The sequence below is a fragment of the Vicinamibacterales bacterium genome, from assembly GCA_035699745.1.
GTDB lineage: Bacteria > Acidobacteriota > Vicinamibacteria > Vicinamibacterales > 2-12-FULL-66-21 > JAICSD01.
In genome coordinates this window covers 170,661-197,380 of record DASSPH010000099.1, presented here as the reverse complement: position 1 = coordinate 197,380, position 26,720 = coordinate 170,661, and the positions used below count along the sequence as shown (strand labels likewise).

Below are 26,720 nucleotides of genomic sequence, written 5' to 3'. Positions count from 1 at the left end.
CCGGGCGACGGTTGGCAGGCCACGAGCGCGTCCGGGGGGCAAAGCCCCCCGGAAACGATTACACTAGGCCGCCATGAACCCATCCATCAGCAACGAACCGATTGCGTCGAACGCGAAGCGGCTCCTCTGGGCCGGCTTTCTGGCCATTCTCGCCACCGGCATCGGCTTTGGCATCCGGGGCGGCATCCTCGCCAATTGGGCCGCCGAGTTCGGCTTCACCGGGGCGCAGCTCGGCGCCATCAGCGGCGCGGGGTTCACCGGCTTCTGTTTCGGCATCATCATCGGCGGTGTCGTCGTGGACCGGGTCGGCTACGGCAAGCTGGTCGTCGCCGCCTTCCTGTTCCACGTGCTCTCGGCGGTCATTACCTTCGCGGCGACCGGGGGACAGGCGCAATCGACGGCCTACCTGTTCCTCTACCTCGGCACCTTCGTGTTCGCGCTGGCCAACGGCACGCTGGAAGCGGTCGCGAACCCCCTGGTCTCGACGCTGTTCCCGCACAACCGGACGCACTACCTGAACATCCTGCACGCGAGCTGGCCCGCGGGGCTGGTGCTGGGCGGCCTGGTCGGCTGGATTCTCGGCGAGGGCATGCACGTCGGCTGGAAGCTGCAGCTCAGCCTCTTCCTGGTGCCGACGATCCTCTACGGCATCGCGTTCTTCGGTCAGCACTTTCCCAAGTCCGAGGCCTCGGCCAAAGGGCTCAGCGTCGGCCAGATGCTGCAGGAGGTCGGGATTCTCGGCGCGCTCGTGGCCTGCATCCTGATCGGCCTCTTCTTCAAGGATCAACTCGGATCCATCCTCTCGTTCTTCACCGGCAATCCGTTCTTCACCTCGGGGGCGTGGGCCACGATCGCCTGGGCGACGGCGGGCGTGCTGCTGTTGATCGTCGCGGTCAAGACGCAGTTCTCGGTCGGCTCGATGCTGTTGTTCGTCCTCTTCGTCACGCACGCGCTCGTCGGCGCGGTGGAACTGGGCACCGACGGCTGGATCCAGAACATCACCGGCAACATCCTGACGCCGGCGCAGGGGAAGATCCTGTTCGTGTTCACGTCGCTGCTGATGTTCTCGCTGCGCTTCTGCGCCGACTTCATCGAGAAGAACCTGAAGGTCTCGCCGATCGGCCTGCTGGTCATCTGCGCCGTGCTCGGCGCGGTCGGCCTGCGCCTGGTCAGCGGCATCGAGACGTTCGCCGGAGCGATGTTCGCGCTCGCCGTCTACGCCATCGGCAAGACGTTCTTCTGGCCGACGATGCTGGCGGTGGTCGGCGATCGGTTCCCGCGGACGGGAGCGATCGCGATGTCGATCATGGGCGGCATCGGCATGATGTCGGCCGGACTGATCGGCGGACCCGGCCTGGGCTACGCCAAGGACCGCTTCACCGCCGAGCACCTGATGACGACCGCGCCGGCGGTGTACGAGCAGTACAAGGCGCCGGCGCCGAGCCGGTTCCTCTTCCTGGCCGAAGTCAACGGGCTCGACGGCACCAAACTGTCGGCGGCGCAGACGGCCGCGGCGAAGACGCCCGAGCAGCAGCTGGTCGCGGACGCCAGTATCGCCGGCGATCGTGAGACGCTGAAGGCGGACGCGTTCATCCCGTCGGTGATGGCGGTGATCTACCTGCTGCTGCTCCTGTACTTCAAGGCCATCGGCGGCTACAAGCCGGTGCACATCGACGCCGCTGCGGCGGGGCCGGCGGTCTCGGCCGGCGGAGGAGCGCGGGACCCGGGGCGGCGCTGATCGCGGCGCGCCAATGGCGCAGGCGTCGCTTGTGTAAGAGTTCTGTCGCGGCGGTCCAGCACCGCCGCTTCGGCTTACGATCACTCCGTACACGAGCGCCGCCTAACAAGGAGCCCCCAGTGCGTCATCCCAAGGGCACCCGGGCCCGGGTCCTGTTGTCGTCCGTCTTCAAGCCGTTCGCGCAAGACGACGAGTTCGGATCGCGAGCGATCAATCCCGCCGAGCTCTATCACAACCAGGTCACACGCGAACAAGGCCCCTTCTCGCTGCGGATGTTCCACCGCAGCTGGGGGCTGATGTTCATCCACCGCAACATCTCCGCCCCGTGTGCGCTTCTGGACTTTCCCACGCGCGAGCGGTTCGTGCGCGAGCTGCAGACCGGCGCCTACGACGTCGTCGGCATCTCCTCCATCGTCGTGAACGTCGGCAAGGTGCGCGAGATGTGCAGGCTGGTGCGGCGGTATTCACCGCGATCGACGATCGTGATCGGCGGCCATGTCACGTCGACGCCGCATCTCGAGTCCATGATCGATGCCGACCACGTCGTCCGCGGCGAGGGGGTGTCCTGGATGCGCCAGTACCTCGGCGACAATCCAGACGCGCCGCTGGTGCATCCCACGATCCCGTCGTCGTTCGGCTTCCGGATCATGGGACTGCCAAGCCCGCGCGGCGGGGGCAGTCCGGCGGCGACCATCGTGCCCTCGGTCGGGTGCCCGCTCGGCTGCAACTTCTGCACGACGTCCGCGTTCTTCGGCGGCAAGGGACGCTTCGTCAACTTCTACGAACGCGGGGAGGACCTCTTCCGCGTCATGTGCGAGGCGGAACAGGCGATCGGGGTGTCGTCGTTCTTCATGATGGACGAGAACTTCCTGCTGTACCGGCGGCGCGCGCTGGAACTGCTCGATTGCATGAAGCGCCACGGCAAGTCGTGGGCGCTCTACGTCTTCTCGTCGGCGAACGCGATCCGCAAATACGACATTCGGGAGCTGGTGGAGCTCGGCATCGAGTGGATCTGGCTCGGCCTGGAATCGTCCGACGCCGACTACCTGAAGCTCAAGGGGGCCGACACCCTGTCGCTCGTGCGCGAGCTCCAGGCGCACGGCATCTGCGTCCACGGCTCGACCATCATCGGCCTCGAGCATCACACCCCCGAGAACATCGGCCGCGCGATCGATCGAGCCATCGCCCACGAGACGGTCTTCCACCAGTTCATGCTCTACACCCCGATGCCCGGTACCGCCCTGCACGCGCAGGTCGCGGCGGAGGGGCGGCTGCTGCCCGACGTGGATCCCGCGGACATCCACGGACAGTACAAGTTCAACTTCCGTCATCCCGCCATCTCCCGGGATGAGTCGAAGGTCCTGCTCGACGGCGCCTTCAGGCTGGATTTCGACCGCAACGGCCCCAGCCTCTTCAGGCTGATGCAGACGATGATGACGAGGTGGCGGCGGTATCGCACCGACGCCGACCCGCGGGTGCGCGCGCGCGTCGCCGTTGCCGCCTCGCAGCTGCGGAGCGGGCACGGCGCGGCGCTCTGGGCGATGGAGCGCTACCTGCGCTCGACGAACGCGGCGGTCAGCGAGCGCATACGGGCGCTGCGCGAGCAGACCGAGCGCGAGTTCGGCGTCGCAACCGCCGCGCTCAACCGCGTGCTCGGCCCGGTGCTGCTGCTGACGTCCACCTGGGAACAGCGGCGCCATCCGGGAGGGCGGCGGCGCGAGCCGCGTACGTTCGTCGAGCGCCGCGGGACGTGCTGACCCGGAGGGGGGGCGCGTCGCTGCCGATCGCGGCTCGCCGATGGCGTATGCTCTGACGGGATTTTGCGGTAGCATGCGGCCTCTGTGAAAGCGCTTACACCGGCGCCGGGACGCGAAAGGCAGTGACGATGACACGCATGGCATGGTGGGTGCGGCTGGCCGTGGGACTCGCCGCAACCGCAATCGGTCTGGCGCCGTTCTCGATCGGCGCGCAATCGCGGCAGGGGGCCGCACCCGCCGCGAAGCGGGCGGCGGCGTCGTTCAGGCCCCTCAAGGTCCTCATGCTCGGCCAGGACCAGCGGCACCACAACTCGGCCGCGTTGTACCAGGTGCTCGCGCCGCCGATGGCGCGCAAGGGGATCCAGATCACGCACGTCAATACGCCAGACGAGGCGCTCGACGCCGAGACGCTGGCGAACTACGACGCGCTGATGCTCTACGCCAACCACACGAAGATCACGCCCGAGCAGGAGAAGGCGCTGCTCGATTTCGTCGCCGGCGGCAAGGGGCTCGTCGTCCTCCACTGCGCGTCGTTCATGTTCCAGAACTCGGAGCCGTTCATCGCGCTCGTCGGCGGCCAGTTCCAGCGGCACGGAACCGGCGAGATCCGCGCCGAGATCGTGCAGCCCGAGCATCCGATCATGAAGGGGTTCGAGAACTTCACGACGCCGTGGGACGAAACCTACGTCCACACCAAGCACAACCCCGTCGATCGGGTCGTGCTGATGGAGCGCGTGGACGCGCAGGGGCGCGAGCCGTACACCTGGGTGCGCACGCACGGCAAGGGGCGCGTCTTCTACACCGCGTTCGGCCATGACGAGCGCACCTGGAACGTCCCGGGGTTCCAGGCGCTCGTCGAGCGCGGCACCACGTGGGCGGTGAACGACGCGGCGCGCGCCGCCTGGACCGAGCAGGCGCGCATGCCGCCGGTGGTGTACGTGGACGGCCTGCCGGTGCCGAACTACGAGAACCGCAGCCCGGCGCCGAAGTACCAGATGCCCTTCACCCCCGAAGAGTCCATGAAGTTCATCCAGGTGCCGGCCGAGTTCCGCGTGGAGCTGTTCGCCAGCGAGCCGCAGATCATCAAGCCGATCGCCTTCTCCTTCGACGAGCGCGGCCGTCTCTGGGTGATCGAGACGGTGGACTATCCGAACGTCCCGCTCAACGGCGAGCCGGGCAGCGACAGGATCAAGATTCTCGAGGACACCAACGGCGACGGCCGCGCCGACAAGTTCACGGTGTTCGCCGACAACCTGAACATCCCGACCAGCCTCGCGTTCGCCAACGACGGCGTGATCGTGACGCAGCCGCCGCACACGCTGTTCCTGAAGGACACCAACGGCGACGACAAGGCGGACGTGCGCGAGATCCTGCACACCGGGTGGGGCATTCGCGACACCCACGCGGTCGCGTCGAACATCCAGTACGCGCCCGACAACCACATCTGGGGGGTCGTCGGCTACTCGGGCTTCAACGGTCAGGTGGGCGGCAAACCGTTCAACTTCGCGCAGGCGGCGTTCCGCTTCAAGCCGGACGGCAAGACCGGCTTCGAGCACATCACGGGCTCGACCAACAATACGTGGGGCCTCGGGTTCTCGGAGACGTTCGACGTCTTCGGATCGACCGCCAACAACGATCCGAGCTTCTACGTCGCCATCCCGAACCGCTATTTCGAAGGGTTGCAAGGGCTGCCCGGCGGGCCGTTCACCGGCCGCGGCGTCGGGCCGGGCTACCAGAGCTCCGCGGCGTTCTACGCGGTGCATCACACGACTCCCTACATCCGGCAGGTCGACGTCCACGGCGGCTACACCGCGGCTGCAGGGCATTACCTCTACACGGCGCGATCGTTTCCGAAGCAGTACTGGAACCGCATCGCCTTCATCACCGAGCCCACCGCGCATCTGGTCGGCCAGGCGGTGATGGAGAAGCAGGGCTCGAGCTTCGTCGCGCACGACGGCTGGAACCTGTTCGCCGGCGCGGAGGAATGGGTAGCGCCGATCCAGGCGCAGGTCGGCCCCGATGGCGCCGTGTGGATCGCCGACTGGTACAATTTCATCCAGCAACACAACCCGACGCCGCCGGGGTTCAGCAACGGCCCCGGGAACGCGTTCGAAACGTCGCTCCGCGACAAGCAGCGCGGCCGCATCTATCGCGTCGTCTACAACAAGGCGCCGGCCGCCCCGCGGCGGTCGCTCTCGAAGAAGGATCCGGCCGGGCTGCTGGCGGCCCTCGCGTCCGACAACATGTTGTGGCGGCTGCACGCCCAGCGGCTGCTCGTCGAGCGCGGGCAGAAGGATGTCGTCCCGAAGCTGATCGCGCTGACGCGCAACACGTCGGTCGACGAAGTCGGCACCAACGGCGCCGCGTTCCACGCCTTGTGGACGCTGCACGGTCTCGGCGAGCTGACCTCGACGACGAGCGACGCGTTCCGTGCCGCGGTCGATGCGCTGAAGCACCCCGCGGCCGGCGTGCGAAAGGCGGCCGCGATGGTGCTGCCGAAGGATCCCGCCTCGGCGGCGGCAATCCTGTCGGCCGGCGCGCTCGCGGACCCCGATCCGCATACGCGGCTGGCCGTCGCGCTCGTCGTGGCGGACATGCCCACGTCAGCCGAGATCGGGCAGGCGATCTATCGAGAGAGCGCCAAGCCGGAGAACTTCGGCGACAAGTGGCTGGGGCGCGCCTTCTACATCGCCGCGACGCGGCATCAGGATCCCTTCCTCGCCATGTACAAGGCGGACAAGGCGGCGGTGGCGTTCGCCGCCCTGCCGGTGCCGCTGCGCCTCGGCAATCTGAAGCCGGACTGGCGCATGCCTGCGGCCGCGGATCTCTCCGCCGAGTGGAAGGACATCCAGGTCCCCGGCGCGTGGGAAACACGCGGGCTTCCCGACTTCGACGGCGTGGTGTGGTTCACACGGACGATCGATTGGAAGGGGGGCGCCGAGGCGGCGACCTTGTCATTCGGGCCGGTCCGGAACAACGCCGAGGTGTGGATCAACGGGCAGTCGGTGTCCTTCGCGCCGGCGCCGCCGGGCGCCGCGCCCGGCGGCGGGCGTGGAAGCGGCCGCTACGCGGTTGCGCAGGGGACGCTCCGGCAGGGGGCGAACACGATCACCGTTCGAATCCAGAACGGCCGCGGCGAGGGCGGATTCACCGGCGCGCCGGACCAGATGTTCATCGAGGGCCCGTCGGCGAGCGAGCTGGGAGGCGCGGCGCGGTTTGCCGCCAGCCTGGCGGGCGGCTGGAAGTACCGCGTCGAACGGCAGACGAATGCCGGCGCCCTCTACGCGAAGCCGGGGGAGCTCGCCGCACACGTGGCGTTGACCGCCGCCGGGGGCGTCTCTGGCGCGGCGGCGACGCTGCCGCCCGTCGCCTCGCAGGCGCCCGACGTGGTGATTCGGCTGTCGGCCGTCAAAGACCAGATGCGGTTCGATCTGTCGCAGATCACGGTTGCGCCCGGGCAGCTGGTCGAGATCGTGTTCGCCAACCCGGACCTGATGCTCCACAACTTCGTGCTCGGCGCGCCGGGATCGATGAACGTCATCGGCGAGGCGGCCGACCGGATGGCGACCACACCCGAGGTGGCGCTGCAGCAGCAGTACGTGCCGGATCTGCCCGTCGTCCTGTTCTCGACGAAGCTGGCGAATCCCGGCGAGACGATCGTGGCGCAGTTCCGGGCGCCGGCCCAGGTGGGACAATACCCCTACGTCTGCACGTTCCCGGCCCACTGGCGGACGATGAACGGCGTGCTGAATGTCGTGGCGCCGGCCGGGAGAGGGCGCGGCGGACAGTAACCGGTGCCGGTTACCAGTTTCCAGTTTCCAGTTACCAGTTTCCAGTTACCAGATGGCAGAGAGAAAAATTCGCGTCGCAATCGTTGGTCTCGGCTTCGGAGCGGAGTTCATCCCCATCTATCAGCGGCATCCCGGCGCCGAGATGTACGCGATCTGCCGGCGCGACAAGCGCGAGCTGGACGCGTGCGGCGATCGGTTCGGGATCAAGGCGCGCTATACCAGCTACGACGAGCTGCTGAAGGACCCGAATGTCGATGCCGTCCACATCAACTCGCCGATCGCCGATCACGCGCCGCAGTCGATCGCCGCGCTGAAGGCGGGCAAGCACGTCGCGAGCACGGTGCCGGCGGCGACGACCATCGACGAATGCCGGCAGATCGTCGAGTCGCAGCGCAAGAGCGGCCGCGTCTACATGATGATGGAGACGGTCGTCTACAGCCGCGAGTACCTGTTCGTCAAGGAGCTGTACGATCGCGGGGAGCTCGGGCGGATCCAGTTTCTCCGCGGCAGCCATCAGCAGGACATGGACGGGTGGCCGGGCTATTGGGAAGGGTTTCCGCCGATGCACTACGCGACGCACTGCGTCAGCCCGTGCCTCGCGCTCCTCGGCAGGCACGCCGAGCACGTCGTGTGTCACGGCTCCGGCCGCATCGACGAACGTCTGATTCCCAGGTACGGCAGCCCGTTCGCGATTGAGACGGCCACATTCAAGCTGCGCGACTCGGACGTGTGCGCCGAGGTGACGCGCAGCCTGTTCAACACCGCCCGCCAGTACCGCGAGAGCTTCGATGCCTACGGATCGAAGAAGTCGTTCGAGTGGCAGCAGGTCGAGGGGGAGGAACCGGTGATCCACACCAAGAGCACCGCCGAAGCCCCGCTCGGCGAGCCGGAGATTCCGAAACGCGTCAAGGTGCCCGATTACGCGCACCTGCTGCCGGAACCGATCCGCCGCTTCACGCAGCCGGCGGCGATTCAGGATGCCGAGCACCTGTCCTTTCTCCAGGGCGGCGGCCACGGCGGCTCGCACCCGCATCTCGTCCACAACTTCCTGCTCGCCTGCCTTGGCGAGCGGCCGGCCATGCCTGACGCGGAAACGTCCGTCAACTGGACGATGGTGGGCATCTGCGCGCATCAGAGCGCGCTCGCGGGCGGGGAGAAGATCGTCATTCCTCAGTTCTGATCGGTGGTGCTTATGTTCTGGAGACCCATCGCCGCCATTGCGCTCGCCGCCGCCGCCGTCGTCCTGACCACGACGCCGGCCGGGACGCAGACGCGTGCCAAGCGCATCGTCATCATCGCCGGACGCCCGAGCCATCCGCCCGGCATGCACGAGTTCCGCGCCGGATCGCTGCTGCTGCAGAAGGCGATGTCGGCGGTGAAGGGGGTCACGGTCGACGTCATTCCGATGGGATGGCCGAAGAAGACCGTCGACGGCAACGAGGTCGACGATCACGCCGCGCTCGACGGCGCCGACGCCGTGTTCATCTATGCCGACGGCGGGCGAGGCCATCCGGCGATCCAGAACGATCGGATGCAGGTGATCGACGCGCTGGCGAAGAAGGGGGTCGGTCTCGGGTTCGGCCACTACGGGGTGGAGGTGCCGGTGGGCGAGCCGGGGGCGGCCATGCACCGCTGGGCGGGCGGCTACTACGAGACCAACTACTCGGTGAATCCGATGTGGGCGCCGAACTTCGAGAAGTTCCCGCCGCATCCGGTCACGCGCGGCGTCGGGCCGTTCTCCAACCACGACGAGTGGTACTTCAACATGCGCTGGACCGCGGACGAGAAGCTCAAGCCGCGCATCCTGCCGCTGCTCGTGGCGACGCCGAGCGAGGACGTGCGCGACGGTCCCTACGTGAGCCCGCGCGGGCCGTACGATCACATCATCGCGGACAAGGGGCGCGCCGAGACGATGATGTGGGTGTTCGAGCGGCCGGACGGCGGGCGGAGTTTCGGCTTCACCGGCGGCCACACGCACGCCAACTGGGGCGACGCCAATCAGCGGCGTATCGTGCTGAACGCGCTGCTGTGGATCGCCAGGGTCGACGTGCCGCCGAAGGGCGTCGTCGACACCATCGCGCCGGAAGACTTGACGGTCAATCTCGACCCCAAGCCGCCGCGCAAACAATAGGACCGGCAGCGTGCAGGGAGTCCGGGGGGCGCAGCCTCCCGGGAATGAACGATGAAAATCGGCGTCAATACGTTCTTGTGGGGCGTGCATTTCGGCCCCGCGGATTTCCACCGCCTGGCAGGGATCAAGGAGGGCGGGTTCGACGGCATCGAGTTCGCGGTGCTCGATCCGAAGAACCTTCCCGCGACCGCCATCCGCCGCGAGCTCGAGCGCGCCGGGCTCGAAGCGACGGCGGTCAGCGTCGTGCCGGCGGGGATGCACATCGGCTCGTCCGACGCCGCCGTCCGGGCGCGGACGCGTGAGCATCTCACGGCGTGCATCCGGCAGACCGCCGAAGCGGGCGCGACGATCCTGTCCGGGCCGATGTACTCGCCGGTCGGCTATCTGACCGGCGTGCGGCGGACCGCGGATGAGTGGAAATGGGGAGTGGAGACCTGGCAGGCGCTCGCGCCGGTGGCCGCCGACGCCGGCGTCGAGATCGGGATCGAGCCGCTGAACCGCTTCGAGACGTATTTCCTGAACACGGCCGCCGACGGCGCGAAGTTCTGCGACGCCGTCGGGCATCCGTCGATCGGCCTGCTGTTCGATACGTTCCACGCCAACATCGAGGAGAAGACGGTCGGCGAGGCGCTGCGCGCGGCCGCGCCGCACCTGAAGCACCTGCACACCTGCGAGAACGATCGCGGCACGCCCGGCACGGGGCACGTCGCCTGGCGCGAGTTCTTCACCACGCTGAGGTCGATCGGCTACGACCGCTGGATGGTGATCGAGAGCTTCGGGTTCGCGCTCGGCGAGTTGTCTGCCGCCGCGGCGATCTGGCGAGACCTGGCGCCGACGGTGGACTCGATCGCGTTCGACGGCGTGAAGTTCCTGCGCGCGCAGCTGGCTGCAAAGTGAACGCCGTGGCCTCGACTGCCGGCTGACAGCACGCCAAAGACGTCGCTGCCCCCCGCCCGTCCGGGCGAGGGGCAGCCTCTTCGGTCAGCGCGGGCCCGGCGAGAAGCAGTACAGGAGGCCCGCTCCGCCGGTCGAGACCAGGTTCTGCTGGCTGCACCCGCGGCTCGCGTGAACGGAGTTCCACGACGCATTCGGGCCGCCCAGGCGATCGTGATGTCCAAGCTGCACCGACGGCCCGGCGGGCGGGGGCTGACCCGGCGTGGCGGCCGGCCCCGCCGCGTTGCTCGTGTAATTGCTGCAGGTGCGATCGGCTCCCTCCGGAAACGCGCGCCCCTCCGGCGTGGACCCGGTCAGGATGTCGTGCTGATTCGGCGAGTCGCCCACGCCGTTGACCAGTCCGCCTTTCTCGTTCAACGCCGACACTTTCTGAATCCGGTTGCCCAGGCGTGCCTGCTCGATCGTGTCGCCGTGCAGCTCGGCGACGGTCGCGGCGATCTGCTGCCCCTTGGCGTTGAACCACGGACCCGCGCCGATGCGGTCGCGCGCGTTCACCGCATTCGGCCCCTGTGTGCTGAGGTACGCCACCCATTTCACGTCGCCGCGTCCGACGGCGGCCGCGAGCGCCTGACAGTGCGCGTCCGCGCCGGCAAGCCCGCCGTAATTCGCGCCGTCCCCCTTGGGGACGCTCGTGACGAAAAAGGTCATGGGCTGCGGCTGCCCCTGCCGTCCGCCGCCCTGCGGGGCCGCGGGCGGCTGCGCGGGCTGCTGCGCGAAGATCCCCTGTGAAGCCGCGGCGCCGGCCAGCGCGACGGCCATCAACGTTCGTGTCACATTTCTCATGTCCATCTCCCTCGCGGCGACATAATACGACGCGGACACGACATGCGGACCCGGTTGGCCTTGTTTGCCCTGCGGACGCAACCTCGACGGCTGGACCGTGAAGCTGGCGACGACAGCCGTTGCCGCCAGACGCGACCCCGTGATTGAATGGCCGCGCCCGCAGGGATGCCCGAGATCTCCCGCTTCCTGACGTTTGCGCGGCGCGCCGCGACGGCGGCGCTGATCGCCCTCATCGCCGGCCGCGTCGCGGCCGCGCGGCAGCAGGGATCGGCGCCCCAGTCGCCGGTCGACTTCGCCCGCGATATCCAGCCGATCCTGGAGGCCCGCTGTTACGAATGCCACGGCCCGAAGAAGGCGAGGAACGGGCTGCGGCTGGACCTCCGTGCCGCGGCGTTCAGAGGCGGCGACAGCGGGTCGGCGATCGTCCCCGGCGACAGCGAGCGCAGCCTTCTCGTCCGTCGCATCCGCGGTCTGGACGGCGAAGAGCCGATGCCGAAGGATGCGGAGCCGCTGACGGCGCCGCAGATCGCGTTGATTCGTGCCTGGATCGATCAGGGGGCCGCGTGGCCGGGCCAGCCGGGGGCCGAGCCCGCCGCCGCCGGCGAACCCGAATCCACGCATTGGGCGTACGTGCGGCCCGTTGCCGCGCATCCGCCCGCCGCCGGAAACGCGGCCTGGCCGCGCAACGACATCGATCGCTTCGTCCTCGCCCGCCTGGAGAAGGAACGGCTCCCCCCGTCGTCGGAAGCCGCGTTCGAAACGCTCGTCCGCCGCGTGTCGCTCGACCTGATCGGCCTGCCGCCCACGCTCGCGGAGCTCGATGCCGCGCTCGCCGACGCCGCCGCCAACGGACGCGACGCCGCCTACGAGCATGTCGTCGATCGGCTGCTGGCATCGCCGCACTACGGCGAGCGGTGGGCGCGCCCCTGGCTCGACCTCGCGCGATATGCCGATTCGCACGGCTACGAAAAGGATCGCCTGCGCGTGATGTGGAAGTACCGGGACTGGGTGATCGACGCCCTGAACGCGGACATGCCGTTCGATCGGTTCACGATCGAGCAGATCGCCGGCGACATGCTGCCCGGCGCGACCGAGGCGCAGCGGATCGCCAGCGGCTTCCATCGCAACACGATGCTCAACCAGGAGGGGGGCATCGACGTGGAGGAAGCGCGCTGGGAGACGCTGGTGGATCGCGTGAACACGACGGCGACGGTCTGGCTCGGGTCGACCCTCGGCTGCGCGCAGTGCCACAACCACAAGTACGACCCGTTCACGCAGCGCGATTTCTACCGGATGCTCGCCTTCTTCGAGAACGTCGAGTACACGATCGCCGGGCAGGCGGGCGGCGATCGGTTCGCCGACGAGCCGCAGATCAGCCTCCCGACCGCGGAGCAGGAGACCCGCCGCAAGGCGCTGCAGGCGGAGTTGGACAAGCACAATGCCTCGCTCCGCGCCGACTCACCGGCGCGAGCAGCGGCGCAGGCGCGATGGGAGCAGAGCCTGCTCGCGGCAGAGCGCGCGTGGATACCGCTCACGGTCGAGCGGTTCGACTCGAGCGGCGGTTCGACCGGCGAGCGGCTTGCCGACAAGTCGGTGCTCGTGAGCGGTCCCAATCCCGCCGCCAATACCTACACCGTTGCCGCCAGGGCGCCCGTCCCCGGCATTACGGCGATCAGGATCGAGGCGCTGCCCGATGCGCGGCTGCCGGGCGGCGGGCCTGGACGCGATCCCTACGGCAACTTCGTGCTCAGCGCGCTCACCGTGACGACCGGCAACGGCGCATCCGTACCGTTGGCGCCGATCAAGACGGACGATGGGTCGGTGTCCTCTGCGGGGTGGGTGGTCGATGCGACGCGCGATCCGGCCGGGCGCGTGCGGCGCCAGGGGATCTTCGTTGCCGATCGGCCGCTCGGCGCCGCCGGCGCGGCGCTGCAGTTCTCGATCGTCACGACCGCGCCGGTCGGCCAGGGGCTCGGGCGATTCCGCCTGTCCGTCACCACCAGCCCATCGCCGCTGCGCGCGGTCAGCGTCGCCGCGCGTCTGCGCCCCTCGCTCCTCACGCCTCGCGCGCGGCGGACCGAGCAGCAGACCAGGGATCTCGCGGCCCGGTTCCGTGCCGTGTCGCCGCTTTTCAAGACAACCCGCGATCGCGTCGAAGCGCTGCAGAAGTCGCTGCGCGAGCTCGGCATCGTGAGCGCGATGGTCATGAAGGAGAAGCCGGGGTACGAGCGCCCTTCGACGTGGGTGCGGCGCCGCGGCGCCTTCCTCGATCGCGCAGAACAGGTGTATGCGGCGGTGCCCTCGTTCCTGCCCGCACTGCCGGACGACGTGATGCCGAACCGGCTGGGACTGGCGCGCTGGCTCGTGGACGAACGCAATCCGCTGACGGCGCGCGTGACGGTGAACCGCGCCTGGGAACAGTTCTTCGGCCGCGGCCTCGTGGAGACGAGCGAGGACTTCGGATCGCAGGGGGCGGCGCCGTCGCATCCCGATCTGCTCGACTGGCTGGCGGTGACCTTCGTCAAGCAGGGATGGCGGCTGAAGCCGCTTCACCGGCTGATCGTGATGTCGGCCACGTATCGGCAGGCGTCCGCGATCACGCCTCCGCTGGCCGAGCGCGACCCCGACAACCGGCTGTTCGCACGCGGGCCGCGGTTCCGCGTCGAGGCGGAGATGGTGCGCGACATCGGACTGACGGCGAGCGGTCTGCTGTCCCGCCGGATCGGCGGACCGAGCGTGTTCCCGCCGCAGCCCGACGGGATCTGGCAGAACCCGTACAGCAGCGATCGGTGGGTGCCCAGCACGGGAGAGGATCGCTATCGCCGCGGCCTCTACACGTTCCTGCGGCGGACCGCGCCGTACCCCGCGTTCACGACGTTCGACTCCACCAGCCGCGAGGCCTGCACCGTTCGCCGCGTGCGCACGAACACGCCGCTGCAGGCGCTCACGATGCTGAACGACGAGGCCTTCTTCGAGATGGCGGGTGCGCTCGGACGCCGGATGATGACGGAGCCCGAGATCGAACCCTCGGCCGACCCGGTCCGAGTGCGCGCGGCGTACGGTTTCCGGCTCGTGACGTCGCGCGCCCCGAAGCCGCAGGAGCTCGATCTCATCGTGGCGATGTTCCGGCGGCATCCCGACTGGACGCTCGTGGCGAACGCGCTGCTCAATCTCGACGAGACGATCACGAAGGAATGAGCATGCTTCAGGAGATCACGCGCCGGCACTTCTTCCAGCAGAGCGGCTTCGGCATCGGCTACGCGGCGCTCAAGTCGCTGCTCGATCAGCCGCGCGCGGATGCGCCGGCACGCGCGAAGCGGGTCATCTACCTGTTCATGGCCGGCGCGCCGTCGCAGATCGACCTGTTCGATCACAAGCCGGCGCTGCAGCGGCACGACGGCAACCCCCTTCCAGACGAGTTCCTGCCGAAAGGGGAGCGCTTCGCGTTCATCAAAGGGACGCCGAAGCTGCTCGGATCGCCCTACCGGTTCGCCCGCCACGGGGCGAGCGGCGCCGAGATCTCGGAGCTGCTGCCGTACACCGCGAAGGTTGCCGATGACATCGCGATCGTGCGGTCGCTGCACACGACGCAGTTCAATCACGCGCCCGGCCAGATCTTCATGAACACCGGCAGCCAGGTGATCGGCCGCCCGAGCCTCGGCGCGTGGCTGACGTACGGGCTCGGCAGCGAGAGCCGGGACCTGCCCGGCTTCATCGTGCTGCTCTCGGGTGAAAACGCGCCCGACGGCGGCAAGTCGTGCTGGGGCAGCGGATTCCTCCCGACCGTCCACCAGGGCGTGGAATTCCGGTCGAAGGGGGATCCGGTGCTGTTCGTGTCCAATCCGGCGGGGGTCGACAGCGCCGCGCGGCGCGCCTCGCTGGACCTGGTGCGCGATCTGAACCAGGCGCACCGCGCCGACGTCGGCGATCCGGAGATCGACACCCGCATCGCCGCCTACGAAATGGCGTATCGCATGCAGTCGAGCGTGCCCGAGCTGACCGACATTTCGCAGGAGCCCGCGGCGATCCACGAGCTCTATGGGACGCAGCCGGGACAGGTCTCGTTCGCCAACAACTGCCTGCTCGCGCGGCGCCTCGTCGAGCGCGGCGTGCGCTTCGTCCAGCTCTATCACCGCGGCTGGGACACGCACGGATCGGGCGTCGGCGACGACATCGTGGTGAAACTGCCGAAGCTGTGCCAGGAGGTCGACCGCGCGAGCTGCGCGCTGATCACCGATCTCAAGCAGCGAGGGCTGCTGGAGGACACGCTGGTGATCTGGGGCGGCGAATTCGGCCGCACGCCGATGAACGAGGCGCGCAACGGCTCGAAGCTGCTGGGCCGCGACCATCATCCGCGCGCGTTCACGATGTGGATGGCGGGCGCCGGCGTGAAGAAGGGAATCACGATCGGGCGCACGGACGATCTCGGCTACAACGTCGTGGAGGATCCCGTCGACGTCCACGATCTCCATGCCACGATCCTGCACCTGCTCGGCGTGGATCACACGAAGCTGACCTACCGCTTCCAGGGCCGCGACTTCCGCCTGACGGACGTCAGCGGCAACGTGGTGCGCAAGCTGCTGGCCTGATCAGCGACAGGGCCAGAGCTCCAGCAGCGTGCGGATCAGGGACTCGTCCGCCCGCGCCATCGAGGCGTAGCCCCCTTCGCGCGTCAGTCCGGTGATCACGTCGAACCCGACGCTGTTGTGCCCGCCCGGAAGTTGCAGCATCGCGCCGCGTACGGGAAACCTGCCGAACAACGCGCGCGCCGCGTCGATGGGCACGAGCCAGTCGCCCGGCGCGTGCACCTGCACGACCGGGACCGTCACGCGCGGCGCCTTCGCCATCGAGTCGAACCGCTGCGAGGCGAGCAGACCGACCGGGGCCCAGAACCAGTACCGCGACGCGACTGCCGGGACCGAATCGATCGCGCTGAAGAGGAGCAGTCCCGCCGACGGGACGCGCGTCGCCAGCTCTATGGCGACGGCGGATCCCAGCGAGCGTCCCGCGAGGATGATTCGCGCCGGCGCGACGCCGCGATCCTGCGTGAGATGACGGTACGCGGCCTCGGCGTCGGCGTAGACGCCCCGCTCCGACGGCGTCCCCCGGTTCCGCCCGAAACCGCGGTAGTCGAAGGCGAGCACGTTGTAGCCGGCGGCGCGGAGCGATTCGATCTGCCGCCGCACGCTGCCGTGGATCGTGCGGCCGCTCGGCGGGCAGAACAGGATCCAGTAGCTCGAAGGGGGCCGGGCGGTGAGGGCCAGCGCGTCGAGGGACACGCCATCGCTGGTCGTCAACTGCAAGAGACCCGGACCGGGGCGAGGTGGGGGCTCTCGTGTCTGGGCGGCCCTGAAGACGAGCCCGGGCTCGCTGACCCAGAGACACGCGACCGAGCCGGACCAAGTGCTCAGCGCGGCGGCCGCGAGCACCGTCGGCCAGAAGCCGCGCGGCCGGATCCGCGCCGGCGGGGCGTCGAAGAGGACGGACCGGCTGGTGAACGTGCTCTGCCTCTTCAAGGGACCACTTGATCCGGTGTGACACCTGCCGGAAGCGTTTGTTCCAACCCGACGCGGTATAGGTGCTGCCGGCTTCACCCGTCATTGATCGCGCCAACGCTTCGCACGACGTTCATCGGGCGGCGGACTTACTGCAGCTTCCCGTTCCCCTCGACGATCCGCCGCGCGACGTGATTGACGACCACCGCGTCGTTGCGCGCGGCTGAGAGGTAGGCGGTCCGCAGCAGCTGCTCCTTGCGATCCTTGAGCGTCTGCGTGATGCCGTCCTTCACCCCTGGCGTCGACAGCCCGCGCTCGCCGGCCTGCTCGTGCGCGATGACCAGCACGAGCGTGTAGATGCCGCCGGCGGTGACGAGGTTCACGGTCCCTGGGGTCTTGCCGATGACGGCGTTGCGCAGCGGTTCCGGCGCCTGCTTCAGCGCCGACAATGGCACCAGCCCGAGATCGCCGCCGCGCGGAGCGCTCTCCGGATCCTCGGAGTAATCCGCCGCGAGATCCGAGAATCGCGTCCCGGTCTTCAGCCGTTCCATGATCATCCGCACCTTGAACGACGCTTCCTGCGGCGTGGCCGCGTCGTTGCCCGTCCGGTTCGCCGGCTGAGCCCCGCGCTCCGGCGTGACGACGATCTGCGCGAGCCGATACGACTCTTCGGCAACCGTGAACTGGGCGCGATTCGCGTTGTAGAAGTCGGTCACGTCCTGATCGGTCACCGATACCTTCGACACGACCTCGCGATCCAGCAGCTTCTTGGCGAGCAGTTCGCGCCTGACCCCCTCCCGCATATCGGCGGCGCCGAGGTTCCGCTTCTTCAGCTCCTCTTCGAACGCCGCGTCGCTCAGGTTCTTCTTGCCCTCGGCGTAGGCGGCGTCCACTTCGCTGTCGGGCACCTCGATCTTGAGCGCCCGCGCCTTCGTCAGAAGGACGTCCTGGAGGATCATCTCGTTCAGCAGACTCAACTTGAGGGTCATCGCCTCGTCCGGCGAGAGTGTCGCGGCGGTATCCTGCGTCCGCCGGAACGCCTTCTCGACGTCGTCGCGCGTGATCGGCCGGCCGTCGACGGTCGCCCACGTGTCGGCGGACACCGCGGCCGGCTTCTTCTGGCAGCCCGCCGCCAGACCAACCAGCATCATCATGGCGAGCGAGGTCAGGAGCCGGCGGGAAGGGATGGAGAGGGGATCGCGTCTGCGCATACCTGTTGAGTCTACCGTGACACGCCGACGGAGCCATCGCCGCGCGAAAGAGACGGCCGGCCGAACGGAAAAGCCCTATACTCCCAGCACTGCCCCGTGGCGATTGGAGGACCGATGAACGCGGTTCGGCGCGCTCCGTACGGCCTGGCCGGCGCGATTCTGCTCTCGCTGGTCTCCGCCCTCGGGTGGGCGGCGTCGGGCGGGTTGGCGACCACGCGAGCGCAGTCGCGCATAGATTTCGCGCGGGACGTGCAGCCGCTCCTCCGGGATCGCTGCTACGAATGCCACGGTCCGACGAAACAGATGAATGGCTATCGGCTCGACCGGCGGGCACGCGCGCTCGCCGGTGTGACCAGGCCGAACATCATTCCGGGCAGCAGCGAGTCGAGCCGGCTCTATAGACGCGTGCTGAGCCCGGAGTTCGGCACGCAGATGCCGCCTGACGATCCCTTGTCGGCGGACGAACTCAGCGTCCTCAAGCGGTGGATTGACGAAGGCGCCGAATGGCCTGACGCGCTGGCGAACGAGACGCCGCTTCCGCCGCCGGATCCGGCGGCGACGCGCGTGACGCAGTTGATTGCGGCCTCCCGCCCCGACGCGGCGCTCCAGGCCGTGCGCCGCGAGCCCGACGTCCTGAACCGGCGCGGTCCTGACGGCTCGACGCCGTTGATGTACGCGGCGCTCTATGGCACCGCCGCGCTGGTGAAACAACTGCTCGACGCCGGCGCCGACCCCAACCTTCGCAACCACGCCGGCGCGACCGCGCTCACGTGGGCGGTGGACGATGCCGAGAAAGTCAGGCTGCTCGCGAACGCCGGCGCGGACGTGGATTCGACGTCCGACTTCGGACGCACGCCGCTCATGCTCGCCGCGCAGGCGGGCGCCGCGCCTGTCGTCAAGCTGCTGCTCGAGCGCGGGGCGGAGGCGACACCGGCGGCGCTGACCGGGGCGGCGAGCCGCGGCAATCTCGAGGCGGTCCGCCTGCTGCTCGCGGCGGGCGCCCGCGACAACAACGGCGCCGCCAGGCTGGCCGCGCTCCGGGCGAATTCGCACGAGTGCGCTGACGCGATTGCCGCCGTCTCCCGGCCCATGGCGCTGACCGGTGCCCTGCTCGCCGTGCTGCCGTTTGCCGGCCCCGGACGACCCGACGCGATCCGGGCGGCGCTGGAGCGCGGTGCCGACGTGAACACGCGCGACGCGAAGTCCCGCACACCCCTGATGCTCGCGGCCATCGCCGACACGCTTCCTGCCGGCTCGCTCCGCCTGCTCCTCGACCGCGGCGCGGATCCGGCGGCCAGGGATCCGAACGGATTGACCGCGCTCGACTTCGCCCGGCGGCTCGGCCGCACGCCGCTCGTCGATACGCTGGTGGCGGCCGGCGCTCCGGAGACTGGCGAGCGACAGCCGACGCCAACCGCCGTGACCGGGAACACGATTCGCGATGCGGTCGCCCGCAGCCTGCCGCTGCTCCAACGCACCGCGACGTCGTTCTACGAGAAGAGCGGATGCGTGTCGTGCCACAACAATGCGCTCACCGCGATGACGGTGGCGGCGGCTCGACGCCACGGGTTCACCGTCGACGAGGCGGGAGCGCGAAAGGAGCTGACGACCGTAATCGAGGACGTCCGCGCCACTCGCGAACAGGCGCTGCAGGGAATCGTGAGTCCCGGGGGTGCGACGACGACCCTTGGCTACATCCTGATGGGTCTGGCCGCGGAGGGGCACGCCGCCGACCAGGGCACCGATGCGATCGTCAGGCTGATCACGCTGATGCAGCAGCCCGAGGGGCGATGGCGATCGCCATACCGTCCTCCTTCCGAAGCCAGCGAGTTCACGGCAACGGCCGTCGCTCTGCGCGGGATCCAGGTGTACGGAAACGGCAAGCCGGCACATCGCCGCGCGGTCGCGGCGGCCGTATCCTGGCTGCAGCACGCGCAGCCAGCCACGACCGAGGATCGCGTCTTCAGGCTGCTCGGATTGGTGTGGGGCCGTGCCCCGCAGCGCGTCCGCGACGCGGCCGTCCGCGACCTGCTGAACGGCCAGCGCGACGATGGCGGATGGGCGCAATTGCCGTCGATGGCGAGCGACGCGTATGCCACCGGCGCCGTACTCGTCGCATTGCACCACGCGGGCATCCAACCCGGCGATGGAGCCTACCGCCGCGGCGTGCAGTTCCTTCTGCGCACGCAGTTGAACGATGGTTCATGGCTGGTCAGGACGCGATCGCATCCCACGCAGATCTATTTCGAAAGCGGATTCCCCCATGGGGCCAGCCAGTTCATTTCCGCGGCGGGGACGAACTGGGCGACGCAGGCGCTGATCGTGTCCGCGGGAAAAGCGCCGTCCAGCACTGCGCCGGCGTCAGCGCTACGGCGGTGACGTGCCGCGGGGCTCACCGAAGCCGGCGCAGCTCCACCTCCGACGCGATGAATCCGAACGCGGGCCAGCCGCCGGACTGGATCGATCGCTCGAACCACCGGCGCGCCTGCGCCGTGTCGCCGCGCACGAGGAACCAGTTTCCCAGGCCGTAGGCGAGCGTCGCCATCTGCACGTCGTCTGTATCCGCCGGCGTGACCACCGCGTCGGGGCCGATCTCGCCGCGATAGAGCTGCAGGCGCCGCGTGTAGGCGTTGGTCACCGGCTTCGAGTCGGGCCGCCGATCGAGCATCGCCTTCGCTTCCGCGCCGCGGCCGGCGCGGCTGAGCGACATCCACAGCCAGTCCGTTGAACCCGCCAGCTCGCCGGCGTCCGGAGCGATCGGCTGCGCCCTGGCGAAGGATGCGGCGGCGTCGCCGAAGTCTGCCCGCAGGTACTGAACTACCCCGAGGTGGTACCAGATGCCGTAGATCGTGCCGTCGATCGCGGCCCCGCGCGTGAGGTCGGCGGACGCGCGATCGAATTCACGCACGGAAAGATAGCGATGGCCGCGCCAGCGGAGGAGCAGCGGGTTGGCCGGCTCGATCTCGAGTCCGCGTGTGAACGTCGCGATGGCTTCGCGAAACTGCCGCGCGCCGGACTGGGCGACGCCGAGGTCGATGATCCGCGCCACGTTCTTCGGATCCGCTTCGAGCGCGGCGCGCGCGGTCCTGATCGCGTCCGTATCGGGGAGCGAGCGGTACTCGACCCCCTCCGGCGAGCGGTATTGCACCGGCTGCACGCCGGTCTGGCCTGCACCGGTCGAGGGCCCGAGAGCGATGGCCGCGGCGGCGACGGACGCCAGTGCGGCCCGGCGAATGTGCGTGACGGGCATAGGCCCGCATTCTACTGGAGGCGCTATTCCGCGCGCAGTGCGACGCTCGGATCGATCCGGGTCGCGCGCCGTGCAGGCAGCCACGCCGCCATCAGCCCCACGGCTACCAGCAGCAGCGTGACGAGCGTGAACGCGACCGGATCGGTCGGCGTCACCCCGAACAGGAACCGCTGCAGCACCCGCGTCACGCCGGCGGCGCCGGCGAGGCCCACGATCACCCCGGCGAGGACGATGCGGAGCGCGCGTGCGAGCACGAGGCGCAGCACGTCGCGGCGTTGGGCGCCGAGCGCCATGCGCACGCCGATTTCGCGGCGGCGCTGGGTCACGGCGTAGGCCATCAGGCCGTAGATGCCGCAGGTCGCAATCAGCATCGCGGTCGCCGCGAAGAGCCCCAGCAGCAGCATCCGGAACCGCGGCGGCGCCACCGACGCCGCAACCGCTTCGTCCATCGTCACCGTGCCGGCAATCGGTAGATCGGGTGCGGCGCGGCGGATCTCGGCGCGGATGCCGTCGACCACGGCCGAGGGGGTCGTGGTGCGTGCGACGAACGACACGAACCGGAGGAATCCGCTGCGGTCCTGCTGGAACGGCGCGTAGATCATCGGCTGCACGTCGCGATCGAGCCCCATCTGACGGATGTCCGCCGCCACGCCCACCACCGTGAGCCACTCGCCGCGGTCGGTGATGCGGATCCGCCGGCCGAGCGCCTCGACCGGGCCGCCGGGAAAGTACTCGCGCACGATGCGCTCGCTGACGATCGCCACGTTGGGCGCGCCCGCCGTGTCCGCGGCAGTGAAGTCCCGTCCCGCCAGCAGCGGAATCCCCATCGTCCGGAAATAGCCGGCGTCGATCTTCGGCGTGCCGGCAGAGAGCCTGGGCTTCGGCTGTCCCTCGATGTTGAAGTCGAGCTGGATGAACATCCTGCCGAACGGCGCCGAGTTGATCACGCTCGCCGACGTCACCCCCGGCAGGTTCTGGACGCGCTCGAGCACGCCGCGCGCGAACGCATGGATCCGCCCGGGCTCCCCGTACAGGTGTTGCGGCAGCGTCACCCGGACGGTCTGCACCACGCCGTCGCGCCCGCGCGATTCGAAGCCCGGCGACACCGCCGTGAGACGCAGGAAGCTGTGAATCAGCAGCCCCGCGCCGATCAGCAGCACGAGCGTCATGGCGATCTGCCCGGCGACCAGCAGCGTCCGCAGCCGTTCGCCCTGGCGGTCCCCCGTCGTTCGCGTCTCGCCGGCGTGCAGCGCGAGCCCTTCACCGAACGCTGTTCCGCTGACACGCAGCGCCGGGAGGAGCCCGATCAGCAGCGTCGAGACGAGCGACAGGCCGAGGCAGAACGCCAGCACGCCGCCGTCGATCACGATCCCGCCGACGCCGGGCAGCGCGGACGGCGGGACGAGCGGCAGCGTGACGTCGATCGCGATCCGCGCGAGCAGCACGCCCAGCGACGCGCCCAGCAGCGACAGCACGACCGCCTCGGTCAGTAGCTGACGCACGATCCGCCGGCGCCCCGCGCCGAGCGCCATCCGGACGGAGAGTTCGCCGCGCCGGGCCGTGAGGCGCGCCATCTGCAGGTTGGCGACGTTGACGCACGCAATCAGGAGCACGAACGACACCGCGCCGAGCAGGATCAGGAGCAGCGGCCGCACCGACTCCATGCCGTAGGCCTGCAGGCGGACTGTGCGAGCCAGCGTGCGGACGTTCGCCGCGAGTGTGCCCTCCATTCCCAGGGCGCCGGTGGGCGCGATCGACGGCTCGTTCACCAGCGCCGTCAATTCCGCTTCGGCGCGTTCCTGCGTGACGCCCGGCTTCATGCGCCCCAGCAGGAAGAGAAACGCGCTCCGGCCCGTGTCGCCGGCCCAGCGATTGAACAGAAAGATATCGGTTTCCGGCAGCGCGCCAATCCGGATCACCGGCCTGAAGCCGAAATCCGGCGGCATGACGCCGATGACGGTACGCGGGATGCCGTCGACGGTGATCGACTGTCCGACGATCGCCGGATCGGCGCCGAAAGACGTGCGCCAGAGTCGATCGCTGACGATGGCGGTGCGATCGTCGTCTGACGAGGCGGCGCCGGTGAGGAAAGGGCGTCCGCGCGCGGGCGTGACGCCCAGCATCGCGAAGAAGTTCGGGCTGACTTCGAGCCCCTGGACCTGCGCCGGCTCGCCGCGTCCGCTGAGCTGCGCGTCGAGCGTGACATAGGCCGCGAGATGTTCGAACGCGGTGACGCGCGGGCGGAGCGCGTCGTAGGACACCGGCGACCAGGTCGAGAAGGTCCTGACGCCCCGCTCGGTCTGCTGCGCGGACTGGACGATGATCAGTCGATCGGGGTCGGGGTAGGGCAGCGGCCGCCAGAGCACGCCGTAGGCGACGGAGAAGATCGCGGTGTTGAGTCCGATGCCGAGCGCGAGGATCGCGAGCGCGGTGACGGTGAAGGCCGGCGCCCGCCTCATCAGGCGCAGCGCGTGGCGCACGTCCTGCGCGGACGTTTCCACGGTCGCGAAGGTCCACGGCTCGCGGGACTGCTCGCGCAGCCGCAGGGGATTGCCGACCCGCCGGCGCGCCGCCGCCCGCGCCTCGTCGGCGCTGATGCCGTTGGCGTCGGCCAGGGCGTCCGCTTTCATCTCCTCGTGGAAGCGCAGCTCGTCCTGCAGATCGCGATCGAACTGGTTGCGCTGGAAGAAGAACAGCAGACGTCGGAGAAACGAACCCACCTTACCCTCCGGAGAATCAGGCCACTACGTCGTCTTCATCACCCGCATGATCGCGCCGAACATCTGGGAAAACCGTGCTTCCTCGAGGCCGAGCTGCTTCTTCCCGGCGGCGGTGAGCGTGTAGAACCGCGCCCGGCGGTTGTTCGCCGAGATTTTCCACTCGGCCGACAGCCACCCCTTGACGCGCATCCGCTGCAAGGCCGGGTACAGCGATCCCTCTTCGATCGTCAGCACGTCAGCCGACAGCATCTGGATGTGCTGGGCGATGCCGTAGCCGTGCATCGGCCCGATCGACAGGGTTTTGAGGATCAGCATCTCGAGCGTGCCGGGCAGCAGCTCGTTCTTGTTCTTCGCCTTCGGTTCCTTCATCAGCCGCTCTTTGCATAGACGAACTATGGGAGCGGAAAGTTTCCTCCGTCCGGCGCGGCGCTGTCAAGCGTGAGGGATTTTGGTGAGCGATTGCGAAGAGGACGCTTCGAGGTACGATCAGTGCTGAATAGGAATGCCCAAGCTGCAAACGCGCCTTGCGTGGTTCGACCGCGGGGCGGAGGCGTTCGCGCAGACTTGCCCATCGGTGGTCCGCGACGTCCTGCCGCCGCACATTGGTCCCGTCTACATCTGCCCCCTTTGCGTCACGCCGACCCTTTTTCGGGCTTTCATGCGGCCCGCCGTTGGAACGAATCAACTGACTGCCGAACATGCGCCGCCGGAGTTCGCCGGTGGTCGCGCGATCGCGTTGACGTGCGCCAGGTGGAATCACACCGCGGGATCGATGTTGGACTCTCACGCGAGTATTGCAGCCCGTTACGAAGACGACCCTCCGGGTGTTCTGCGGGATCAGCGGGTTCGGGTGGCGCTCGGCCAAACCCAAGTCAACATGACGCTGGAAGCCGGGCCGACGGGTATGCAGTTGTTTGGAGATGAGAATCGTAACTCCCCTACAGCGCACGCCGCGTTCGTCGCCGAGCTGAATCGCTTGGTGGAGAGTGGAGATCGCGACTGGAATGTCAAGCTGCAATTTCGTGAGCAATACAACTCTTCCCACGCGGCTGTGTCTTGGTTACGGGCAGCATGTATCGTCGCGTTTGCGAAGTTCGGATACCGATTTGTCCTCGATCCCGCCTATGAAGTCGTTCGACAGAAGATCGACATCCGAACGTCCGCGCCGTCGCTCTTCGGGATTCGCGTTTCCCAGCAGCCCAAAGGACGCTCGAGCCCTGGTAATTATTCGGGAGCCAGGAATTCTGGACGGTGGCGTTGCAGTTCTCATGGGACGCCATCTCGTACTTCTACCTGGCCCAAGGGATTCGACGTTTTACGACAGGGTCAAAGGCCACGAAGGAAAGCGCTCGGAGGTTCGGGGCGAGTTCCTCCCTTGGCCCCGTGGACCGGAATTCTTCTTCGATTTCTTACCGCCAGCGACTCGGTGATGTTCGGAATCGTTCATGGGGAAAGTGCCAGAGATCATCCGCCGCGGAATTACCAGATCTTGGCCAGCAGATGGCTTGAGTGGCGCCGCACCGTTTAGTCAATATCGTGCGTCGACTAAGTACCCTCGTCGTCCCGAGCATTTCCAGCCCGATTGCGTTTTGTGCTCCCGGAGGGCTGAGTCATTGGTGGAGTGTTCAAACCGTTTCCCGCAATACGAGCACTGAAATATATAGGTTGGTCCGCGACGCGCGGAATGGGGGCGCGGTTGCCGCGGTGTCGTGATTCTCGGATGCGCTGCCGTGGAAGACGCCTGTATTGGTCCATACGCCGAGATCTCGACCTGGTATCGCGGTGAGAACGTGGCGCTCATCGCCTTGACAGCGGACATTTCGTCGACCTTGTACGCCTTCATGTGACCGTCTGCGAGTTCCCAAGCGTACAGAAGGACGTTCCCAGTGCCAGCTCGTCGGACCGAATACGGTTCCACCTGCCGGTGCTTGCCGTGGTATTCGAACTCGAGCATGAGACGGTTGGTCGCCGCGAACCGGATCGACTCGAGTGGCGAGCCGGCGCCCCAGTACCGAATCCCCGGTGCAACGATTGGGCTAAGGCCCTCGCCAACGGGCACTCGAGGCAGCTGCGTCTCGGGAAGGGGCTTTGACGGAGCATCCAACCAGCCAAGAACCGCAGGCAGCCTCGAGAGCATCGCGTCCAAGTCCGGCAATGCTGGCAATTGGTGCGCAAGCATACTCGCCCACTCGGATCGCAGTTCGGCGTCGCCGGCAACGATGCCGATCAATTCGATCGACGAAGGCAGCGCGATGGCTTTGCCCGCGCATTTCTTTGCGAACAGCCTGCGAACGTCGACCAGATTGAGATCCGTAGGCGCATTCTCGAGAAGGTGAACGACATCGTACAAATCGCGAGGCCGCGATCGCTCGAGCAAAGCGCGAGTCTTTTCGGCGAGCAACTCCTCGAACGAATACGTGAGCACGGCGACGCCCTCGGGCAACGCGTCAGGGTAGGGATGCAGAATCGGCCGCTCGGCCGGATCGTCGATGACCGGCTCGTGTCGCGTGATGTCGAAGCGAATCTTGGGAGAGCCTGGATACTCGAGGGGACCGCGATAGGCGACGCGACCCTCGAACGTCGGTAGCCCTTGCTTGTTCTGCCTCGTTTTCACATCGACGAGGTCAGCCGGAAACTCCAGGCCGGTCAGCTCTGCGACGTGCGCAGTCAGTTCTCGAAGCTGCGCCACGAGTTCGTCCTGCGTATACGGCGCATCCGGCCGCAGGGAGAAGTCCAGGTCCTCCGAGAAACGATATGTCTCGAAGAAACACTTCTTGACGCATGTGCCGCCCTTGAAAATCCAGAGAGAGTCGGCAGGGCGGCAACGCCTGCGAGCAGCCATCCGAGCACGTAGTCCTTTTCGACCACTTCCGGGCGCAAGTGCCATTCG

General features: G+C 68.2%; 16 protein-coding genes. 9 read left to right on the top strand and 7 right to left on the bottom strand.

Going from position 1 to position 26,720, the window contains the following annotated elements:
• Window positions 1-73 precede the first annotated feature (73 nt).
• The 6 genes from VFK57_23355 (at window position 74) to VFK57_23330 (ending at window position 10,314) form a co-directional block, all read left to right on the top strand.
• A complete protein-coding gene (locus VFK57_23355) occupies window positions 74-1,738 on the top strand; it encodes an MFS transporter (protein ID HET7698673.1) in 1,665 nt (554 codons plus the stop codon).
• Window positions 1,739-1,857: 119 nt separating this feature from the next.
• A complete protein-coding gene (locus VFK57_23350; protein HET7698672.1) occupies window positions 1,858-3,495 on the top strand; it encodes a cobalamin-dependent protein in 1,638 nt (545 codons plus the stop codon).
• A 128-nt stretch (window positions 3,496-3,623) separates the two neighbouring features.
• Entirely contained in the window at window positions 3,624-7,286 is a 3,663-nt protein-coding gene (locus tag VFK57_23345; GenBank protein HET7698671.1) for a PVC-type heme-binding CxxCH protein, read from the top strand.
• 52 nt (window positions 7,287-7,338) lie between these two features.
• Window positions 7,339-8,466: a Gfo/Idh/MocA family oxidoreductase gene (locus tag VFK57_23340; GenBank protein ID HET7698670.1), complete on the top strand. Its 1,128-nt coding sequence runs from the start codon at window positions 7,339-7,341 to the stop codon at window positions 8,464-8,466.
• A 12-nt stretch (window positions 8,467-8,478) separates the two neighbouring features.
• Entirely contained in the window at window positions 8,479-9,417 is a 939-nt protein-coding gene (locus VFK57_23335) for a ThuA domain-containing protein (protein HET7698669.1), read from the top strand.
• Between the two features lie 51 nt (window positions 9,418-9,468).
• A complete protein-coding gene (locus VFK57_23330) occupies window positions 9,469-10,314 on the top strand; it encodes a sugar phosphate isomerase/epimerase family protein (protein ID HET7698668.1) in 846 nt (281 codons plus the stop codon).
• Window positions 10,315-10,398: 84 nt separating this feature from the next.
• Here VFK57_23330 and VFK57_23325 read toward each other — a convergent pair whose 3' ends face one another.
• Complete coding sequence (locus VFK57_23325) at window positions 10,399-11,154, bottom strand: hypothetical protein (protein HET7698667.1); 756 nt, start codon at window positions 11,152-11,154, stop codon at window positions 10,399-10,401.
• 147 nt (window positions 11,155-11,301) lie between these two features.
• On the opposite strand from VFK57_23325, the gene VFK57_23320 reads away from it, so the two are divergent.
• The gene (locus tag VFK57_23320; GenBank protein HET7698666.1) at window positions 11,302-14,352 is read left to right on the top strand and encodes a PSD1 and planctomycete cytochrome C domain-containing protein; all 3,051 of its coding nucleotides are present in this window, start codon (window positions 11,302-11,304) and stop codon (window positions 14,350-14,352) included.
• Window positions 14,349-15,743: a DUF1501 domain-containing protein gene (locus VFK57_23315; GenBank protein ID HET7698665.1), complete on the top strand. Its 1,395-nt coding sequence runs from the start codon at window positions 14,349-14,351 to the stop codon at window positions 15,741-15,743. Before VFK57_23320 ends, VFK57_23315 begins: the two co-directional genes overlap by 4 nt.
• Here VFK57_23315 and VFK57_23310 read toward each other — a convergent pair whose 3' ends face one another.
• Together VFK57_23310 and VFK57_23305 are read right to left on the bottom strand one after the other, a co-directional pair.
• Window positions 15,744-16,670 carry an alpha/beta fold hydrolase gene (locus VFK57_23310; GenBank protein HET7698664.1) on the bottom strand — a complete coding sequence of 309 codons (927 nt, stop codon included), beginning with the start codon at window positions 16,668-16,670 and terminating at the stop codon, window positions 15,744-15,746.
• A gap of 128 nt (window positions 16,671-16,798) precedes the next feature.
• The gene (locus VFK57_23305; GenBank protein ID HET7698663.1) at window positions 16,799-17,860 is read right to left on the bottom strand and encodes a SurA N-terminal domain-containing protein; all 1,062 of its coding nucleotides are present in this window, start codon (window positions 17,858-17,860) and stop codon (window positions 16,799-16,801) included.
• Window positions 17,861-17,974: 114 nt separating this feature from the next.
• On the opposite strand from VFK57_23305, the gene VFK57_23300 reads away from it, so the two are divergent.
• Window positions 17,975-20,239: an ankyrin repeat domain-containing protein gene (locus tag VFK57_23300; protein HET7698662.1), complete on the top strand. Its 2,265-nt coding sequence runs from the start codon at window positions 17,975-17,977 to the stop codon at window positions 20,237-20,239.
• 13 nt (window positions 20,240-20,252) lie between these two features.
• Here VFK57_23300 and VFK57_23295 read toward each other — a convergent pair whose 3' ends face one another.
• From VFK57_23295 to VFK57_23280, 4 genes are all read right to left on the bottom strand, one after another.
• Window positions 20,253-21,110: a tetratricopeptide repeat protein gene (locus VFK57_23295; GenBank protein ID HET7698661.1), complete on the bottom strand. Its 858-nt coding sequence runs from the start codon at window positions 21,108-21,110 to the stop codon at window positions 20,253-20,255.
• Window positions 21,111-21,133: 23 nt separating this feature from the next.
• A complete protein-coding gene (locus tag VFK57_23290) occupies window positions 21,134-23,830 on the bottom strand; it encodes an ABC transporter permease (protein ID HET7698660.1) in 2,697 nt (898 codons plus the stop codon).
• A gap of 24 nt (window positions 23,831-23,854) precedes the next feature.
• The gene (locus VFK57_23285; protein HET7698659.1) at window positions 23,855-24,199 is read right to left on the bottom strand and encodes a PadR family transcriptional regulator; all 345 of its coding nucleotides are present in this window, start codon (window positions 24,197-24,199) and stop codon (window positions 23,855-23,857) included.
• Between the two features lie 1,159 nt (window positions 24,200-25,358).
• Window positions 25,359-26,672 carry a nucleotidyl transferase AbiEii/AbiGii toxin family protein gene (locus VFK57_23280; GenBank protein HET7698658.1) on the bottom strand — a complete coding sequence of 438 codons (1,314 nt, stop codon included), beginning with the start codon at window positions 26,670-26,672 and terminating at the stop codon, window positions 25,359-25,361.
• Window positions 26,673-26,720 lie beyond the last annotated feature (48 nt).